This window comes from Plantactinospora endophytica, assembly GCF_016862915.1.
GTDB lineage: Bacteria > Actinomycetota > Actinomycetes > Mycobacteriales > Micromonosporaceae > Plantactinospora > Plantactinospora endophytica.
In genome coordinates, this window is record NZ_BONW01000001.1 from 155,634 (window position 1) to 174,416 (window position 18,783).

At 72.7% G+C, this 18,783-nt stretch carries 13 protein-coding genes; 10 read left to right on the plus strand and 3 right to left on the minus strand.

Annotation, left to right across the window (positions count from 1 at the left end; genetic code table 11):
* Positions 1 to 79: 79 nt before the first annotated feature.
* On the minus strand, positions 80 to 4,060 hold the full coding sequence (gene eccCa, locus Pen02_RS00690) for a type VII secretion protein EccCa (RefSeq protein WP_203863906.1): 3,981 nt from the start codon (positions 4,058 to 4,060) through the stop codon (positions 80 to 82).
* A gap of 267 nt (positions 4,061 to 4,327) precedes the next feature.
* On the opposite strand from eccCa, the gene eccD reads away from it, so the two are divergent.
* A complete protein-coding gene (eccD, locus tag Pen02_RS00695) occupies positions 4,328 to 5,755 on the plus strand; it encodes a type VII secretion integral membrane protein EccD (RefSeq protein WP_203863907.1) in 1,428 nt (475 codons plus the stop codon).
* Positions 5,756 to 5,848: 93 nt separating this feature from the next.
* On the opposite strand, the gene Pen02_RS00700 is transcribed toward eccD, so the two are convergent.
* Positions 5,849 to 6,355 carry an inorganic diphosphatase gene (locus tag Pen02_RS00700; RefSeq protein ID WP_203863908.1) on the minus strand — a complete coding sequence of 169 codons (507 nt, stop codon included), beginning with the start codon at positions 6,353 to 6,355 and terminating at the stop codon, positions 5,849 to 5,851.
* Positions 6,356 to 7,183: 828 nt separating this feature from the next.
* On the opposite strand from Pen02_RS00700, the gene dacB reads away from it, so the two are divergent.
* The 5 genes from dacB (at position 7,184) to Pen02_RS00725 (ending at position 13,435) form a co-directional block, all read left to right on the plus strand.
* Positions 7,184 to 8,635, plus strand: a complete 1,452-nt coding sequence (dacB, locus tag Pen02_RS00705; protein WP_239139940.1) for a D-alanyl-D-alanine carboxypeptidase/D-alanyl-D-alanine endopeptidase — start codon at positions 7,184 to 7,186, stop codon at positions 8,633 to 8,635.
* A 48-nt stretch (positions 8,636 to 8,683) separates the two neighbouring features.
* Positions 8,684 to 9,754 carry an Rv3626c family coenzyme F420 biosynthesis-associated protein gene (locus Pen02_RS00710; RefSeq protein ID WP_203863909.1) on the plus strand — a complete coding sequence of 357 codons (1,071 nt, stop codon included), beginning with the start codon at positions 8,684 to 8,686 and terminating at the stop codon, positions 9,752 to 9,754.
* Between the two features lie 12 nt (positions 9,755 to 9,766).
* Positions 9,767 to 10,858: a tRNA lysidine(34) synthetase TilS gene (gene tilS, locus Pen02_RS00715; protein ID WP_203863910.1), complete on the plus strand. Its 1,092-nt coding sequence runs from the start codon at positions 9,767 to 9,769 to the stop codon at positions 10,856 to 10,858.
* A 9-nt stretch (positions 10,859 to 10,867) separates the two neighbouring features.
* Positions 10,868 to 12,514 (plus strand): gamma-glutamyltransferase family protein, encoded by a 1,647-nt coding sequence (locus Pen02_RS00720; RefSeq protein ID WP_203863911.1) that lies wholly within the window; start codon positions 10,868 to 10,870, stop codon positions 12,512 to 12,514.
* A 63-nt stretch (positions 12,515 to 12,577) separates the two neighbouring features.
* Positions 12,578 to 13,435, plus strand: coding sequence for a hypothetical protein (locus tag Pen02_RS00725; protein ID WP_203863912.1), 858 nt, complete (start codon positions 12,578 to 12,580; stop codon positions 13,433 to 13,435).
* A 51-nt stretch (positions 13,436 to 13,486) separates the two neighbouring features.
* Here Pen02_RS00725 and Pen02_RS00730 read toward each other — a convergent pair whose 3' ends face one another.
* Positions 13,487 to 14,473, minus strand: coding sequence for a GlxA family transcriptional regulator (locus Pen02_RS00730; protein WP_203863913.1), 987 nt, complete (start codon positions 14,471 to 14,473; stop codon positions 13,487 to 13,489).
* 183 nt (positions 14,474 to 14,656) lie between these two features.
* Here Pen02_RS00730 and Pen02_RS42420 point away from each other — a divergent pair, with 183 nt between their 5' ends.
* From Pen02_RS42420 to folE, 4 genes are all read left to right on the plus strand, one after another.
* Entirely contained in the window at positions 14,657 to 14,788 is a 132-nt protein-coding gene (locus Pen02_RS42420; RefSeq protein WP_275413540.1) for a hypothetical protein, read from the plus strand.
* 102 nt (positions 14,789 to 14,890) lie between these two features.
* The gene (hpt, locus tag Pen02_RS00735) at positions 14,891 to 15,466 is read left to right on the plus strand and encodes a hypoxanthine phosphoribosyltransferase (protein WP_203863914.1); all 576 of its coding nucleotides are present in this window, start codon (positions 14,891 to 14,893) and stop codon (positions 15,464 to 15,466) included.
* 490 nt (positions 15,467 to 15,956) lie between these two features.
* Positions 15,957 to 17,990 (plus strand): ATP-dependent zinc metalloprotease FtsH, encoded by a 2,034-nt coding sequence (gene ftsH / locus Pen02_RS00740; RefSeq protein WP_203863915.1) that lies wholly within the window; start codon positions 15,957 to 15,959, stop codon positions 17,988 to 17,990.
* Positions 17,991 to 18,034: 44 nt separating this feature from the next.
* Positions 18,035 to 18,712 carry a GTP cyclohydrolase I FolE gene (folE, locus tag Pen02_RS00745; RefSeq protein ID WP_203864296.1) on the plus strand — a complete coding sequence of 226 codons (678 nt, stop codon included), beginning with the start codon at positions 18,035 to 18,037 and terminating at the stop codon, positions 18,710 to 18,712.
* The last annotated feature ends 71 nt before the right edge of the window (positions 18,713 to 18,783 follow it).

An 18,783-nucleotide genomic window follows, 5' to 3' on the forward strand; every position in this document is an offset into this window, starting at 1 on the left:
TCCACCGCCCCGAGACCGGAAGGCCCGGCCGTCCCGGTGATCGGGTCGGCCGGGCCTCCAGGCTCGACGGATGGTCGGATCAGGTGGACGGCAGGTACGCGAGCTGCACGAGCCGGACGCCTTCCTTGCGGGTGATCAGCCGGCCCCGGCCGGGCGGCATCGGGCCGGGGCGTACCGAGCCGATCAACGCGCCCTCGTCCTTGCTGCCCGACATCACCAGACCGGGCGAGGAGAGCTCCCGCAGGCGCTGGATGATCGGCTCGTAGAGCGACCGGGAGGCGCCACCCGAGCGCCGGGTCAGCACCAGGTGCAGACCGACGTCCCGAGCCTGCGGGAGGTATTCCACCAGCGGCAGCAGCGGGTTGTTCGGGCCGGTGGCGACCAGGTCGTAGTCGTCGACGAGTACGAACAGTTCCGGACCGGTCCACCAGGAGCGGTCCCGGAGCTGCTGCGGGGTGACGTCCGGCCCCGGCAGCCGGCGCTGCATGTAACCGGCGACCGACTCGATCAGCTCGCTGGTCGCCTGGGCCGCGGTGCCGTACCCGATCAGGTGGTCGGACTGGATCACGCCCAGCAGGCTGCGCCGGAAGTCGACCAGGATGATCCGGGCCTGCTCCGGGGTGTACCGGCTGGTGATCGAGGTGGCCAGTGCGCGCAGGAAGGACGACTTGCCGCACTCGGCGTCGCCGAAGAGCAGGAAGTGCGGCTCGGAGGCGAAGTCGACCGCCACCTGCTGGAGGTCCGCCTCGGAGATGCCGATCGGCAGCCGCAGGCCGGCCGCACCGGCGATGTCCATGTCGGCGTACGGCAGCACCGGCGGGAGCAGCCGGACCCGGGGTGCCGGTGCGCCGCTCCAGTTGCCGGCAACCGCCTTGACCAGGGCCTGGGTCTGCCCGCCGCTCAGGCTGGACAGCTCCGGCAGCACGGTCAGGAAGTGCAGGCTCTCGGCCGTGATGCCCCGACCCGGCGTCTTCTCCGGCACGTTCACCGCCGCCTTGCGGGAGACGATCGAGTCGGTGGGGTCACCGAGCCGCAGCTCCAGCCGGGAGCCGAACAGGTCGCGGATCGCCGGCCGGAAGTCCATCCAGCGGGGCGCCGCCGCGACCACGTGCACGCCGTACGAGAGGCCACGGGTGGCGATGTCGGTGACCAGGGGTTCCAGGTCGTCGTACTCGCCGCGGAGGGTGGGCCAGCCGTCGATGACCAGGAACACGTCACCGAACGGGTCGGCGCCGACCCCGACCCCGCCGGCCGAGGCGCGCCGCTTCCGGTACGCCGGCATCGACTCCACGCCCAGCTCGGCGAAGCGCTGCTCACGCTCGTTGAGCAGGGTGGAGATCTCACCGACGGTACGGCGCACCGCCGCCGCCTCGGACCGCCCGGCGACCCCGCCGACGTGCGGCAGGTCGCGCAGCGCCGCCAGCGAGCCGCCACCGAAGTCGAGGCAGTAGACCTGCACCTCGGCCGGGGTGTGGGTGAGCGCCAGCCCGCAGATCATCGTGCGCAGCAGGCTGGACTTGCCGGACTGCGGACCGCCGGCCACCGCCACGTGCCCGGCGCCGCCCTCCAGGCTGAGCCAGAGCAGGTCACGCCGCTGCTCGAACGGCTTGTCGATCATCGCCACCGGCACCTGGAGCGCGCCGTGCAGCTCGGGGTTGCCGAAGGTGAGCCCGCGCGCCGGGTCGGTGACCACCGGGCCGAGGATTTCGTCCAGCGCCGGGGCCTGGGACAGCGGCGGCAGCCACACCTGGTGGGCCGGCGGGCCCTGGCCGACCAGCCGGGAGACCATCACGTCGAGCAGGCTCTGCGCCGTCGGGTCCTCCGGGACCGGCTTCGGGGCGGCCGGCACCACCGGCTTGGTGACCGGAGCGAAGTGCGTCGAGTACGACAGCAGCAGCGGCCCGGTGTAGCCCTGCGCGCCCGGCCCACCCACTGCGGTCTTCTGGTAGGGCCCGGAGACGTACGCCGCCTTGAACCGGACCAGTGGCTCGGTGCCGAACTTCAGGTAGCCGTGTCCCGGTGCCCGGGGCAGCTCGTACGCGTCCGGCACGCCGAGCACCGCCCGGGACTCCAGCGCGGAGAAGGTACGCAGACCGATCCGGTACGACAGGTGCGTGTCCAGCCCGCGCAGCCGGCCCTCCTCCAGCCGCTGCGAGGCGAGCAGCAGGTGCACCCCGAGCGACCGGCCCAGCCGGCCGATCTGCACGAAGAGGTCGATGAAGTCGGGCTTGGCGCTGAGCAGCTCGGAGAACTCGTCACAGATGATCAGCAGCGAGGGGAGCGGGGCCAGCGCGGCACCGCCGGAGCGGGCCTTGTCGTAGTCCTTCAGGTTGGCGTAGTTGCCGGCCTTACGCAGCAACTCCTGCCGGCGGATCATCTCGCCGTTGATCGCGTCCACCATCCGGTCGACCAGCGGCAGCTCGTCGGCCAGGTTGGTGATCACGGCGGCGGTGTGCGGCAGCCGGTCCAGCGAGGCGAAGGTCGCGCCACCCTTGAAGTCGACGAGGACGAAGTTGAGCGCCTCGGACGAGTGCGTCGCCGCCAACCCGAGCACCAGGGTGCGGAGCAGCTCGGACTTACCGGAACCGGTGGCGCCGATCAGCAGGCCGTGCGGGCCCATACCGTCCTGGGCGGACTCCTTGAGGTCCAGGTCGACCACGCCGCCGTCGGCGCCGACACCGATCGGCACCCGCAGCTTGTCCCGGTTCGGCCGGGGCGCCCAGCCCTGCACCGTGCTGAAGTTCTCCGGGTCGCCGACCCCGAGCAGCTCGCCCAGGGTCATCTCCTTGACCAGCGGGGCGTCCGAGGAGCCCTTCTGGGCGGCGGCCAGCCGCAGCGGGGCGAGCCGGCGGGCGACCGCCTCGGCCTCCTCGACGCTGAGCCGGTCCGGGGTGCCGACCTCGGCGTCCCCGTCCATGGTGAAGGTGTTCAGCCGGTCGCCGACGGTCTCCAGCACCAGCGTGGCCCGGTCGAGCAACCGGGGCGGCGGGCTGTCCAGGTCGATGATGGTGACCGCGTCGATGCCGCTGTCCCCGGCCAGATAGCTGGCGCCGTTCAGGTCGCCGCCGTCGAGCACGATCACCACGTGCGGGCCGTCGGTCGCCGGGCCGGAGAGGCTGAACCGGGAGCGGTTGCCGACCACGTCGTCGATGAGCTTCTCCAGCTCCACGGCGGAGCTGGCGACCAGGCGTACCGGGCCGAGGGCGTCGACGGCGGTCGGGTGGTGGGCGTGCGGCAGCCACTTGGCCCACTCCCACCGGGCCCGGCGTTCCGGCCCGGCGCAGATCGCGACCAGCAGCTCCTCCGGGGCGTGGAAGACGGAGAGCTGGGTCAGCACCGCCCGGGCCAGCGCCTGCGGGTCGCCGCCGGACGGCTCACGGGACAGGTCGCGCTGGCCGGGACCGTTGCGCACGAAGACCCGGGCGAAACCCCGGATGGAGAGCGCCACCGGCAGGTCCGGCACCACCGAGTACGCGTCGAGGAACCGGCGCAGCGCACCGGCGGTCATCGGCTCCAGGTCCTCCAGCGGCCGGGTCACCGGCGGCACCAGCGGGGTGGCCAGGGTCTGCGGGCCGACCGCGACCCGGACCACGCCGAAGTCGCCGTCGCTGGGGCGCCGCTCCCAGACCCGGTAACTGCCCACCGTGGACCAGAGCTGGGCCGGGTCGGGGTGCCGGTAGAAGAGGCCGGCCCGCTGCTTGGAGGCGGTCTCCCGGACCCGTCGCCGCAGCGTCGCCAGGTGTCGCAGGTATTCCCGGCGGGCCTGCATCATCTCGGACTTCTTCGGCGAGCCGGAGGCGCTGCCCCAGGAGGAGGCCACCATGGCCAGCGAGGAGACGCCGAACATCGCGCCGACGACGTACGAGTACGCGCCGCCGCCGCGACCGAACATCATCGCCATCGCGACGGAGCCGCCGAGCATCGGCAGCACCATCATGAGCTGCTGCCACTTGCCACCGGTGGCCTGCGGGATCTCGGGCGGCGCCTCGACGGCGAGTTCGCCGGTCGGAATGTCCGGCGCCGGCCGGCGCGGCGGGCGCTTGATGACGACGGTGCTCACCGGTCGCCTCCGCCCGCTCGGCCGGCAGCACCGTGGCGCAGGCCACCGTGGTCCACATGGGACCTGCTGGCGAAAGACAGGAAACCAGGCACTGGTCGCCACCTCCCCTAAGGCCGCGCCGACGGTCGTAGTTGGCCGTCCCGGCGGGCCATCCGACGCCCCCGCGTCGCAAATGTCATCGCGCTCGGTCGGACGAGCTTGACCCATCCTAGGTAAAGTGCGGTCGTCCGCGCAGCCATGGGTTGCCCCCTCGATGGAGGACTGTCGATGAGTACCGGGCTCGCCCGCGTCACGATCAGCGCGCCGCAGCGACGGGTGGACGTCGCGCTGCCCGAACACCTGCCGCTGGCCGAACTTCTGCCCGAGGTTCTCCGGCATGCCGGCGAGGGGTTGGCGGACGACGGCGAGAAGCACGGCGGCTGGCTGCTGCGCCGTACCGACGGCGAACCGCTGGCCGCCGGCAAGGCCCTGCTGCCGCAGGGGGTACGCGACGGCGACGTGCTGCACCTGGTGCCGGCCCGGGCACAGTGGCCGGAACTGGAATACGACGACGTCGTGGAGGCGATCGCCGACGGAGCCCGCCGCCGGGGTAGCGCCTGGTCCGGCCGGAACACCCGGATCGGCACGTTGAGCGCGGCGGGTGCCCTGCTCACCGTCTGCCTGCTCGCGGTGATCGCCGGTGGTACGGCGTGGCAACTGGGCGCCTTCGTGGCCCTCGGAGCGGCCGTACTGCTGTCGTTGGCCGCAGTGGTGGCCTCCCGGGCGTACGGGGACGCCACGGCCGGTGCCGCCCTCGGCGGGTACGCGATGCCGTTCGCCTTCTTCGGCGGTGCCCTGCTGGTGGCCTCCGGCGACCCGGTGGGGGTGGTCGGTCCGGTCCGCTGGCTCGGTGCGCCCGAGGCACTGGCCGGATCGGTAGCGTTGCTGCTGATCGCGGTGCTCGGCATGGTCGGGGTCGCCGCCGGGCTGCGGGTCTACGCCGCCGGGGTCTCGGTCGGGCTGCTCGGCGCGGTGACCGCGCTGGTCGGGTTCCTGCTGTCGGCGGCCGGCTCCGCCGCGATCCTGATGGCCGCGCTGGTCTGCGCGATCGGGATGCTGCCGCTGCTGGCGATCCGGTTCGGCAAGCTGCCGATGCCGCCGATCACGCTGCCGACCGGTGCCGAGGCGGCCGAGGGCTTCACGGCGGCCAGCCCGGTGGCGAGCGGGGTACGCGAGCGGCCGGACCGGGGGCGGGTCTTCGCGGCGGTCGCCCGGACCGAGGAGATGCTCACCGGGATGCTGGTCGGGCACGCCGTACTGGCCGTGTTGGCGGCACTGGTGCTGGTGGTCGCGGGCGGGTTCTCGGGCCGGCTGATGGTCGCGGTCTCGGCCGCCGCCCTGCTGCTCCGGTCGCGGCTGTTCGTCACGGTTCGACAACGGGTTCCGCTGATGGCCGCCGGGGTCGGCTCCGCCGTGGTGCTCGGGATCGCCCTGCTGTTCCGGGCGCAGGAGACCGGCCTGCTGCTGCTCACCGCCGGTGGGCTGGCGTTCGCCCTGGTGGTGGTCGGGGCCGGCGCGACGTACTCGAAGCGGGAGCCGGGGCCGTACCTCGGGCGGACCGCCGACATCATCGACACCCTGATGGTGGTCGCGGTGGTGCCGGTGGCGTGCGCGGTGCTTGGCCTGTACGCCCAGGCCCGGGGCCTGCTCGGCTGACGCCCGGGCCGGCCCGGGCCGGCCGTGCTGATCATGAAATCGGCCGGTGGCTCCCCTCGGGGATGCCGCCGGCCGTTCGCTGTCCGGGTGGGGTCAGTGCGGCGACTCGCCCCGTTCGACCGCTTCCTGGTGCCGACGGTAGGAACTCCGGATCTCGGCCTCGGCCTCGGTCCGACCGACCCAGGTGGCGCCTTCGACCGACTTGCCCGGTTCGAGGTCCTTGTACACCTCGAAGAAGTGCTGGATCTCCAGCCGGTCGAACTCGCCGAGGTGGTGGATGTCCCGGAGGTGCTCCTGACGCGGGTCCTCGTACGGCACGCAGAGGACCTTGTCGTCGCCGCCCTTCTCGTCCGTCATCCGGAACATGCCGATCGTCCGGCACCGGATGAGGCAACCTGGAAACGTGGGTTCGGGTACCAGTACCAGGGCGTCGAGGGGGTCGCCGTCCTCACCCAGCGTGCCTTCGATGAAACCGTAGTCGGCCGGGTACTGGGTCGACGTGAAGAGTGTGCGGTCCAGCCGGATCCGGCCGGTCGCGTGGTCCACCTCGTACTTGTTGCGGTGACCCTTGGGGATCTCAACCGTGACGTCGAAATCCATCTCGCACGCTCCCTCGTTTGCCGGCGCTGGCCAACGGAACCACAACGGTCGGCACCTGCGCGGGTGATCTGGGCGATTCACCTTGCTGCGCCGGCCCCCGTGCGGTGTTCGGACCAAAGTAGTGTCGCCTAGGCAGATTTCGACGGGGAGGAGGGGCCGGTGGGGAGTGAAGATTCACACTCGGGCCTGACCGGAGAGAACCCGCCGGACCGTCCGGCGCAGGGCCGGGTGGTCGTGCCGGGGGCCAGCGGGCCGCAGCCGCCCGCCGGGTCGCCGCCTGCCCGTGGCCGGGCGGTCGTGCCGCTGCCCGCCAGCGTGCCGATCCCGCCGTCGAACACACCGAACCCGCCACCGAACCCGTCGGGTCGGGCCACGCCTCCGCCCGCCGCCGAGAGCTGGTCCGGGCAGCACCTCCCGATTCCGCCGAGCGCCGCCGGCCGGGCCGGGCCGGACGTGCCCACCCCGCCACCCACTGCGGCCGACTGGTCGGGACAGAACGTTCCGGCACCGCCGGCCGGGTCGGGGCGGGCGACCCCGCCGGCCGGTGCCGGCTGGTCGGGGCAGAACCCGGCCGTTCCGCCCGGCGGGCCGGGAAGTTCTCCGGTCGACGGTTCCGGCTGGTCGGACCGGCCCGCGCCGCCGGCCTGGCCGGGCCGGTCGACCGGTGACGCGCCGGGTGCGTCGGGCGCCCTCGGTGGTCCACCACCTCCGGGTACGACGGCTCCGGCCCGCCCGCCGTCGGGCAACAGCGCGCCACCGGGCGCCACGCCACCGGGCGGGACGGTTCCCGGGGGCGTACCCGCGCCGGGCGGCCGTCGCCGGGGCAGGCTGGTCGGCACGCTCGCCACCCTGCTGGTGCTCGCGCTCGCCGTCGCCGGGGTGGCCGTGCTCCGCCCCGGGCCGGTGGACGGCTGGCTGGGCGGGGACGACTCCGCCACCCCCGGCGCGGTCGACCCGAGCGAACCGGCGCCACCACCCGTACTCGCCGCCGTCGGCAGCACCGCGCCGGTGCCCACCCCGGAGGGCGTACGGGCCGCGCTGACCCCGCTGCTCACCGGCTCCACGCTCGGCGACGAGGTGAACATCTCGGTGGTCGACGCGGTCACCGGGCAGGCGCTCTACGAGAAGGGGCAGGACACCCCGACCGTACCGGCGTCGACCACGAAACTGGTGACTGCGGCGGCCGTACTGGCGGCCCGGGGGCCGGCGTACCGGATCGGCACCCGGGCGGTGGCCGGGGCGAACCCGGGCGAGGTGGTGCTGATCGGCGCCGGTGACCCGACGCTGGCGGTGAACGCCACCGGCTGGTACCCGGGCGCCGGCCGGCTCGACCGGCTGGCCGCCCAGGTGAAGAAGGCGCTCGGCGGCACCGCCCCGACGAAGGTTGTCGTCGACGGCACGCTCTTCCCCGGCCCGGTCGTCGAGCCGGACTGGGACTCGGACATCCCCACCGGCGGGTTCGGTGCGGTGATCACGGCGCTGATGACCGACGGCGCCCGGAAGGACCCGGAGGACAAGGGCCGGGGCCAGGAGCGGTACGCCAAGCCCGACGAGGCGGCCGGTCGGGCCTTCGCCAAGCTGCTCGGGCTGCCGAACTCGGCGGTGGTCAGCGGCAAGGCACCGGCCGCCGCCGCCACCGCACCCGCTGCGGCGGCCAGTGCCAGCCCCGGCGCCCAGAGCGCCGGCCCACCGGTCGCCGGTGCGGAGCTGGGCCGGGTCGAGTCCCCGCCGATGATCCGGCTGGTCGAGTTCATGCTCCGGGAGAGCGACAACGTGGTGGCCGAGGCGCTGGCCCGGCAGGTGGCGCTGACCCGCGACAAGCCGGCCTCGTTCGTCGGCGCGGCGGAGGCGGTGGACGAGATGGTCGGCGAACTCGGCCTGCCGGTGGCGGAGAGCGCGCTGGCCGACGGCAGCGGGCTGTCCCGGGCCAACCGGGTCACCCCGAGCCTGCTGACCGACGTGCTGACGCTGTCGGCGAAGGGAAGCCGGCCGGAACTCGCGGGACTGTTCCCGGGGCTGCCCGTGGCGGCCTGGTCGGGCACGCTCAGCGACCGGTTCGACCGGTCGGGCGAGAAACCGACCAGGGCCGGGGCCGGCGTGGTACGCGCCAAGACCGGCACGCTGAGCGGGGTGCACGCGATCTCCGGCGTGGTGACCACCGCCGACGGCCGACTGCTGGCCTTCGCCGTACTCGCCAACCGGGTGCCGGTGGGGCAGGACGAGGCGCAGCCCGAGCTGGACCGGATCGCCACCACCCTGGCCGGCTGCGGCTGCCGCTGAGCACCCGAGGCAGGGGTGGTGGTGTGAACACCCGGGTACGGTGGTGGTATGGCGCAGTTCGTGGACTGGGATCTGGCCGCCGCCACCGCCGGGGCGTTGGGAAAGTCGGGACCACGCGTCTCGTACGACGAGGCGACCGAGGTGGTGGCCGAGCTGCGTCGGTTGACCGACGAGGCCGCCGGCCACGTGCTGGCGTACACGGGGTTGCGGTCGCAGGTGGCCCATCCGCCGGTACGGGTGGTGGACCGGCGGGACTGGGCGGCGACCAACATCGCCGGGCTGCGTGAGGTGATCACTCCGCTGATCACCCGCCTCTCCGGGGACAAGCCGCCCGGGGTCATCACCGACACGATCGGGTCCCGGCTGACCGGGGTGCAGGCCGGCACGGTGCTGGCCTACCTCTCCGGCCGGGTCCTCGGCCAGTACGAGGTCTTCTCCGCCGACCCGGGTCAACTGTTGCTGGTCGCCCCGAACATCGTCGAGGTGGAGCGGAAGTTGCAGGCCGACCCGCGCGACTTCCGGCTCTGGGTCTGCCTGCACGAGGTGACCCACCGCACCCAGTTCACCGCCGTGCCGTGGATGCGCGGGCACTTCCTCGGCGAGGTGCAGGCGTTCGTGGACGCCTCCCAGGCCGGCGGGGACAACTTCCTCGACCGGATCCGACGCGGTGTCGGCACCCTCTCCGACTCGATCCGCAACCCGGAGAGCCGGGCCAGCGTCCTGGACATCGTGCAGACGCCCGGCCAGCGGGCCGTACTCGACCGGCTGACGTCGCTGATGACCCTGTTGGAGGGGCACGCGGAGTTCGTGATGGACGGCGTCGGGCCGGAGGTTATCCCGAGCGTCGAGTCGATCCGGGCCAAGTTCAACCGGCGCCGCGAGTCCGGCAACCCGCTGGAGAAGGCGATCCGCAAGCTGCTCGGCGTCGACGTGAAGATGCGCCAGTACGCGGAGGGCCGCAAGTTCGTGCACGGCGTGGTGGACCGGGTCGGCATGGAGGGCTTCAACAAGATCTTCAGTTCTCCGCTGACCCTGCCCCGGCTGGAGGAGCTCGCCGACCCGGACGCCTGGGTGGCCCGGGTGCACGGCCCGGTCGGCCCGGTCGCCGCCACCGGCTGACCGGCGTCTGTCGTGGCCGCCCTGCCGCCACCGGTAGCCGCGATCCGGGTCGCCGTCCGGCGGGCGCTTTCCGACGTACCCGGGAACGGGCCGGTTTTGGTCGCCTGCTCCGGCGGCGCCGACTCGCTCGCGCTGGCCGCCGGCACCGCCTTCGTCGCCGCCCGGCTGGGGGTGCCGGCCGGGCTGGTCACCGTCGACCACGGTCTTCAGGAGGGCTCGGCGCGGCGGGCCGCCGACGTCGCGAAGTGGGCGGGTGAGCAGGGGTTCGCGCCGGTCGAGGTGGCGACCGTGCGGGTCGCCGGCCGGCCCGGGGGGCCGGAGGCGGCGGCCCGGGAGGCGCGCTACCGGGCCCTGGTCGAGGCCGCACACCGGTACGACGCCGGCACCGTGCTGCTCGGGCACACCCGGGACGACCAGGCCGAGACGGTACTGCTCGCGCTCGCCCGGGGCGCCGGCCCGCGCGGGCTCGCCGGCATGCCGGCCACCCGGGAGTACGCCGGGGTGACGCTGGCCCGGCCACTGTTGGAGATCACCCGTGCGCAGACCCGGAAGGCGTGCGCGTCGCTCGGGTTGACCCCGTGGGAGGACCCGCACAACACCGACGACCGGTACGCCCGGGCCCGGGTCCGGGCCGACGTGCTGCCGACGCTGGTCCGGGCGCTCGGTCCGGGGGTGCTGGACAACCTGGCCCGTACCGCCCGGCTGGCGGCCGAGGACGGCGCCGCGCTGGACGACCTGGCCCGGGCCGGTTACGCCGAGGCCCACATCCCACCGGCCGTCCCGCCGCCCGATCCGCTCTCCGTCTCCGATCCGGTCTCCGGGTCCGGGCCGGTCTCCGGGACCGGAGCGACGAGCGGCCCGGCGCCGACGGCCGGGGCGGTCGGCGGGCTGGCCGTGCCGGTGCTGGCCGGGATGCCGCCGGCGGTCCGGAGCCGGGTGCTGCACCTGTGGTGCCGGGAGCTGGGTGCGCCACCGGCGGCGCTGTCGTACCGGCACGTCGCCGCGCTGAACGCGTTGGTCACCGCGTGGCGTGGGCAGGGCGCGGTGCACCTGCCCGGGGACATCCGGGCGACCCGGCGCGGCGGGGTGCTGATCGCGGAGTAGACATGGGGGATGCCTACCCCCCGACAACCGGTCTTCGCCCCGAACGGTGCCGTCGCCACCAGTCAGCCGCTCGCCGCCGCCGTCGGACTGGCGGTGCTGCGCCGGGGCGGCAACGCCGTCGACGCCGCCCTGGCCACCGCGATCACCCTCACGGTGGTCCAGCCCGGCTCCAACGACATCGGCGGTGACCTGTTCGCCATCGTCTGGGACGGGCAGCGGTTGCACGGGCTGAACGCGTCCGGCCGGTCACCGGCGGGGCTGACCCGGGAGACGGTGCTCGCCGCGACCGGCGGGCGGGGTGCCGAGCCGACGGCGGGGCACGGCGGTGCCCAGGCCGCCGGACCGGCGATGCCGGCCCGGGGCTGGCTGCCGGTGACCGTACCGGGTGCGCCGGCCGGTTGGCGGGACCTGCACGAGCGGTTCGGCAGGCTGCCGTTCGCGGAGTTGTTCGCCGACGCGGTCGGCTACGCCGAGTACGGCTTCCCGGTCTCGCCCCGGGTCGCCGCGAGCTGGGCCCGCTCGGTCGAGCTGCACGCCGAGCTGACCGGCGAGGAGTACGCCGAGTGGGGGCGGATCTTCACCGTCGACGGTGGACGGGCGCCCCGGGCCGGCGAGCGGTGGCGCAACCCGGACGCCGCCGGCACGCTGCGCCGGATCGCGCAGACCGGTGCGGCGGACTTCTACACCGGTCGGATCGCCGAGACACTGGCCGGGTACGCGGCCCGGACCGGTGGCCCGCTGCGCGGCGACGACCTGGCTGGGCACGCCTCGACCTGGGTGGACCCGGTCCGGGCCGGTTACCGGGGGCACGAGGTGTGGGAGCTGCCGCCGAACGGGCAGGGCGTGGCGGCGCTGCTCGCGCTGAACATCCTCGACGGGGTGGACCTGGCCGCGTTGAGCCCCGCCGAGCGGCTGCACTGGCAGATCGAGGCGGTGAAGCTCGGCTTCGCCGACGCGCACGCGTACGTGGCCGACCCGGACCGGGTGCACGTGCCGACCGCCGAACTGCTCACCCGTGAGTACGCTGCCGCCCGGCGGGCGCTGGTCACCGACTCGGCCGGTACGCCGGCACCCGGCGACCCGGCCCGGGGCGGCACCGTCTACCTGTGTGCCGCCGACGCGGGCGGGATGATGGTGAGCCTGATCCAGTCCAACTACCTCGGCTTCGGCTCGTACGTCGTGCCGCCCGGGCTCGGCTTCGGCTTGCAGAACCGGGGTGCCGGGTTCAGCCTCGACCCGGCCCACCCGAACGTGGTGGCACCGGGCAAGCGCCCGTTCCACACCATCATCCCCGGGTTCCTCGGCCGGGACGGCGAGCCGGTGGGACCGTTCGGGGTGATGGGCGGGCACATGCAGCCGCAGGGGCACGTACAACTCGTCTCCGCGACCGTGGACGCCGGGCTCGACCCGCAGGCCGCGCTGGACCGGCCGCGCTGGTACTGGCACGCCGGGCGGTCGGTGCTGGTCGAGCCGGGGCTGGCGGTCGACGGGTCGGGCCGGGAGGTGGTCGGGTCGTTGCGGTCCAGGGGGCACGAGGTCACCGTCGAGCCGGAGGCGTCCGCCTTCGGGTACGGCCAGGCGATCTGGCGGCTGCCGGACGGCGGGTACGTGGCCGGCTCGGAGCCCCGCGCCGACGGCTGCGCGGTCGGCTACTGAGCTGTCACTCAGTTGCGGAGATCTCCTACCGTTGGCGCCCACCTGTGCGTTGAGGAGGTTTCCTTGCCCCGACCGTCCATCCTCTGGCCGGTACGCTCGCTGGCCGTCCTGGGGATCGTCGCCGTCACCGTCGCCGTCGCGGCGCCGGCCTCGGCCAACCCGCTGAAGTCCGCCGACGTGACCGTCACCTTCGAGGCGGCCCGCAACATCCTGCCGACCGACGGCTGGAGCAGCGTCTCGGCTGTGGTCCGCAACGCCGGTCCCGTTCCGGCCAGAGGCGCCCGGGTCACCCTCACCATGCCGGCCCCCTTCGAGAACTACGGGCTAAGCACGTCGAGCGACTGGGACTGCGTCCACACCTACCCGGCCGTCTCCTTCGACTGCCGCTACCTGCGGGAACTCGCCCCGGGGGCGAAGGCCGAGGCGGCACGGATCACCCCGCAACTGCGGGGCGCCACGGTTGGGCAGCGGCTCACAGGGCGGGCGACGGCCAGCACGCCACGGGAGACGAACACCGGCAACAACGCGGACGAGCAGGTCTTCCAGGTCGTCGGCAACGGCCTGATCGAGGGCGTGTTCTGGCACGACGTGGACGCCGACGGCGTACGGGAGGCGGGCGAGCCGATCGTGGACCCGGTGCACTATGTGGCCCGGAGCGTGGACGACGAGGACCGCTACGGATGGTCGAACAACTTCGGCCCGTACCGGATCCAGGTGCCGGCGAAGCGATACTCCGTCGAGGTGGAGCTGTCGACGCAGCGGTGGCGGTTCACCCGGCCGAACGTCGGGAGTGACGCGACCGACTCGGACCTGGTGCCGTACTCGGAGACCACCTACTACCAGTACGGCCGGTTCGGTCCGTTCACGGTCGACGTGAACCGGCCGACGGTGATCGACGTGGGACTCGTCGCCACCTCCTGACGGTCCTCCGGGCGTGCGGCCGGCCGCACGCCCGGGTCGCTCCCGCGGAGTTCAGGCGTTGACCGGCTCGTGCCCGGCCACCGGGAGCCGGCCCCGGAACGTGGACCGGTAGGCGTGCGGGGTGGCGCCGAGCCGGCGGCCGAAGTGGTGCCGCAGGGTGGCCGCGTCGCCGAAGCCGGCCCGGGTGGCCACCGCCTCGATGCTCAGTTCGGTCTCCTCCAGCAGCCGCCGGGCCAGCAGCACCCGCTGGTTGGTGATCCAGTCGTGCGGGGTGGTGCCGGTCTCGGCCCGGAACCGGCGGGCGAAGGTCCGGGGCGCCATGTGTGCCCGGCCGGCCAGGTCGTCGACGGTGAGCGGCCGGTCGAGGTGCTCGATCAGCCAGCCCAGCACCGGTTCGAGGGTGGGCGCGGCCGGGGTGGGCGCGATCGGTGCCTCGATGTACTGCGCCTGCCCGCCGTCGCGGTGCGGTGGCACCACCATCCGCCGGGCCAGTTTGGTGGCGAGCGCCGAGCCGTGCTCCTGGCGGACCAGGTGCAGGCAGGCGTCGATCCCGGCGGCGGTGCCGGCGCCGGTGAGCAGGTTGCCGTCCTGCACGTATAGGGAGTTGCAGCGCACCTTGGCCCGGGGGTACATCTCGGCGAGCCGGTCGGCGTACTTCCAGTGGGTGGTGCACTCGCGGTCGTCCAGCAGGCCCGCCGCGGCCAGCACGAACGCGCCCGAGCAGACGCTCAACACGTACGCCCCACGGTCGGCGGCACGGCGCAGCGCGGCCAGCACCGTCTCCGGGATCGGGGCGCCGATGGTGTGCACCGCCGGGATGGCGACCAGGTCGGCGTCCTCGACCGGGGTCAGGTCGGCGCTCGGGGTGAGCCCGAAGCCGGAGCGGGTGCTGACCGGCTTGCCGTCGTGGGTGCAGACGTCGAAGCGGTAGCCGGGGAAGCCGTCGACCGTCCGGTCGGTGCCGAAGACCTCGCAGAGCACGCCCAGCTCGAAGGGGGCGACCGGGTCCAGGGCGATCACTGCCACGTTGCGAAGCATGTATCGACGATAACCGAGAACTGGCAGAAAATCGATGGTGCATGGCAAAGCTGCCACTGTCCCGTTAGCACCCGGCGGCGCAGACTTGAGTCGTAACAAGCCGGTGCGCACCGGCGGCGAACCAAAAGACCTGGTCAGACCCGGAGTTTCGGGTCGGCCGCAACCAGTGGAGGTCACGCCGCCATGGAACTCTTCGTCCCGCTCTTCTTCCTCGTTCTCGTCCTCGCCTCCGTCCTCGGCCTGACCGCCGACAGCCGCGACTCGGCTGACTGGCGGCCCAGCAACGGCGGTTGGCGGTCGTCGCCCCGTGGCTGACGAACCGTGTCGAACAATCCGCGCCTGGCCAGCCGGGGTGGGCACCGCAGGAAGGTGCCGCCCCGGCGACAGCCGCGAACCGGCGTACGGCAGGCTAGGCGCATGGCTCAGGGCTCCTGGTACGACGCCGACATCGACCACGTGATCATCTCGGAGGAGCAGATTCGGGAAAAGATCGCGGAACTGGCCAAACAGGTAGCCGCCGACTACGCCGACGAGGCGGACGGGCTCCTCCTGGTGTGTGTGCTCAAGGGTGCGGTCATGTTCATGGCCGACTTCGCCCGGGCGCTCGGGCGGCACGGGCCGCCGGCCGAGCTGGAGTTCATGGCCCTCTCCACGTACGGGCAGGGCACCACCTCCTCCGGTACCGTGCGGATCCGCAAGGACCTGGACCGGGACATCGCCGGTCGGCACGTGGTGGTGGTGGAGGACATCGTCGACTCCGGGCTCACCCTCTCCTGGCTGACGCGCTACCTGGAGTCCCGGGCGGCGGCCAGCGTCGAGGTGGTGGCACTCTTCCGCAAGCCGGACGCGATCAAGGTCTCGGTGCCGGTGAAGTACGTCGGCTTCGACATTCCGAGCGAGTTCGTGGTCGGCTACGGGCTGGACTTCGCCGAGCGCTACCGCGAGGTGCCGTACGTCGGCGTGCTGAAGCCCGAGGTCTACGCCCGGTCCTGACCCGGGTCGATCACCGGTCCTGATCCGGCTCGATCCGTCCGGTCCAGGCCCCTCCGTCCCGTCGTCGACCCCGATCGTCATCCGGTACGCCCCGACCGTCCTGAATGTCGGTGCGGAAATATCGAGTCGACGTACAGCGCGCTCCCAGGAAACGCGGTTACGGTATGCGGTGGTGGCGCGGAAGCATCCCGCGCCGGGCCTCCTGCCCAGTTTGCCCCGGAAGATCGGGTCGGACGGGGTCAGGCGCCCGGTACCGGTCCGTCGCCACCCGGCACCCGGGCGGGGCGAACCTGTTACCCCAGGGCTCGCAGGCTCGCTCCTCGCGTTCACGGTGTACCGTCGAATGACCGCGGCGCGGTACCAAGCGCCCGGAGTCGAGGCCGGCTCGCACGGGGCGGCTTCGGCCCGTCGCTCCGGCGGCGGCAGAAGGCAACCAGACGATCAGGACGTCGATCAGGAGGGTCCGGGCGTTACGGCGCTCGACAACAGCATGGAACGTACGCGTTTCTTCCGCCGCCCGGTGGTCTGGATCATCCTGGTGATCATCGGTGCGATAGCGCTCAGCTCATTCTTCAGTGGCGGCCCGAGCTATCACAAGGTCGAGACCAACGTGGTGCTCGACCAGCTCAACAAGGGCGGCATCGACAAGGCCATCTTCCAGGACAAGGAGCAGACGCTCCAGCTCGACCTGAAGAGCGCGGCCAAGTTCGGTGACACGGAGACCGACAAGATCCAGGCCCAGTTCCCGTACGAGGTGGGCGACGAGGTCTGGAACTCGGTGGCCGGTGCCAAGGCGGCCGGCCGGATCACCGGTCCGATCGACACCGAGGTCTCCGGGGACAACCTCTTCGTCTCGCTGCTGGTCAACCTGCTGCCGATCGCCATCCTGGTGATCCTGCTGCTGCTCTTCATGTCGCAGATGCAGGGCGGCGGCTCCCGGGTGCTCAACTTCGGCAAGTCCAAGGCAAAGATGATCACCAAGGACACCCCGAAGACCACCTTCGCGGACGTCGCGGGCTCGGAGGAGGCCGTCGAGGAGCTGCACGAGATCAAGGATTTCCTGCAGAACCCGGCGAAATACCAGGCCCTCGGCGCCAAGATCCCCAAGGGTGTGCTGCTCTTCGGCCCGCCCGGTACCGGTAAGACGCTGCTGGCCCGCGCCGTGGCCGGCGAGGCCGGTGTGCCGTTCTACTCCATCTCCGGTTCCGACTTCGTGGAGATGTTCGTCGGTGTCGGCGCCAGCCGGGTCCGCGACCTCTTCGAGCAGGCCAAGGCGAACGCCCCGGCGATCGTCTTCGTCGACGAGATCGACGCGGTCGGCCGGCACCGTGGCGCCGGCATGGGCGGCGGCCACGACGAGCGGGAGCAGACGCTCAACCAGCTCCTGGTCGAGATGGACGGCTTCGACACCAAGGGCGGCGTCATCCTGATCGCCGCGACCAACCGGCCGGACATCCTCGACCCGGCGCTGCTGCGCCCGGGCCGGTTCGACCGGCAGATCGCCGTCGACACCCCGGACATGGAGGGCCGCAAGGCGATCCTGCGGGTGCACGCCAAGGGCAAGCCGTTCTCGCCCGACGTCGACCTCGACGCGGTGGCGCGGCGTACCCCGGGCTTCACCGGTGCCGACCTGGCCAACGTGATCAACGAGTCGGCGCTGCTGACCGCCCGCAGCGACAAGCGGGCGATCTCCAACGACTCGCTGGAGGAGTCGATCGACCGGGTGGTCGCCGGCCCGCAGCGCCGGACCCGGGTGATGAGCGACAAGGAAAAGAAGATCACGGCCTACCACGAGGGCGGGCACGCCCTGGTCGCCTGGGCGCTGCCGCACTCCGCCCCGGTGCACAAGGTCACGATCCTCTCCCGCAGCCGCTCCCTCGGGCACACCCTGGTGCTGCCGACCGAGGACAAGTACACCCAGACCCGGGCCGAGATGATCGACACCCTGGCGTACGCGCTGGGTGGCCGGGCCGCCGAGGAACTCGTCTTCCACGAGCCGACCACCGGTGCCGCGGACGACATCGTCAAGGCCAGCGCGCTGGCCCGAGCGATGATCACCCAGTACGGCATGAGCAGCAAGCTCGGCGCCATCAAGTACGGCACCAGCGGTGACGAGCCGTTCCTGGGCCGCAACATGGGGCACGAGCGGGACTACTCCGACGCGGTGGCCGCCGAGATCGACGCGGAGATCCGGTCGCTGATCGAGCTGGCCCACGACGAGGCATGGGAGATCCTGGTGGAATACCGGGACGTCCTGGACAACCTCGTCCTGGAGCTGATCGAGAAGGAGACCCTCTCCACCGCCGACATGGCCCGGATCTGCGCCCGGGTGGTCAAGCGCCCGCCGATGGCGCCGTACAACGGGTTCGGCAAGCGGCAGCCGTCGACCGAGCCGCCGGTGCTCACCCCGGCGGAGAAGGAGAAGCTCAAGGCGCAGGCCGAGGCCGACGGTGTGCAGGCGACCGTCGGGGGGACCAGCCGCAACAGCAACAACACCACGCCCAACTCGGACGGCCCACACTGAGCAGCGGACCGGACCACCAGGCCGTCGGCGGTAACGCCGGCGGCCTGTCCGCGTCGGCCACCGAGCCGGACGGTGACGAGGAACTGGACTACCTCGCCGCCCGGCTGGTCAACGGCAGGCTCGGCGGCGGCCCGGTCGAGGACGCCGTCGACCTGGCCAGGATCGAGAAGGCGGTCCGGGAGATCCTGATCGCCGTCGGCGAGGACCCCGACCGGGACGGCCTGCGGCAGACACCGGCCCGGGTCGCCCGGGCGTACGCCGAACTCTTCGCCGGGCTGCGGGTCGATCCGGCCCAGGTGCTCAGCACCACCTTCGAGGCCAACCACGAGGAACTCGTACTGGTCCGGGACATCGACGTGATGAGCCTCTGCGAGCACCACCTGCTGCCGTTCCGGGGCTCGGCGCACATCGGCTACATCCCGGGCGAGCACGGCCGGATCACCGGGCTCTCCAAGCTGGCCCGGCTGGTCGAGGTCTACGCCCGCCGTCCTCAGGTGCAGGAGCGGCTCACCTCGCAGATCGCCGACCTGCTGATGGAGAAACTGGAGCCACGCGGCGTACTGGTGGTGCTGGAGTGCGAGCACATGTGCATGGCGATGCGCGGCATCCAGAAGGCCGGCGCCAGGACCATCACCTCGGCGGTACGCGGGCTGCTGCAACGGGACGCCAAGTCCCGGGCCGAGGCGATGAGCCTGATCCTGAACGCCAACCGGATCGTCTGACTGCCCCGACCACCCGCCCGGCGCCGTCCGGCGGCCGTGCCGCTGCCCGACCACCCGCCCGGCGTTCGCTG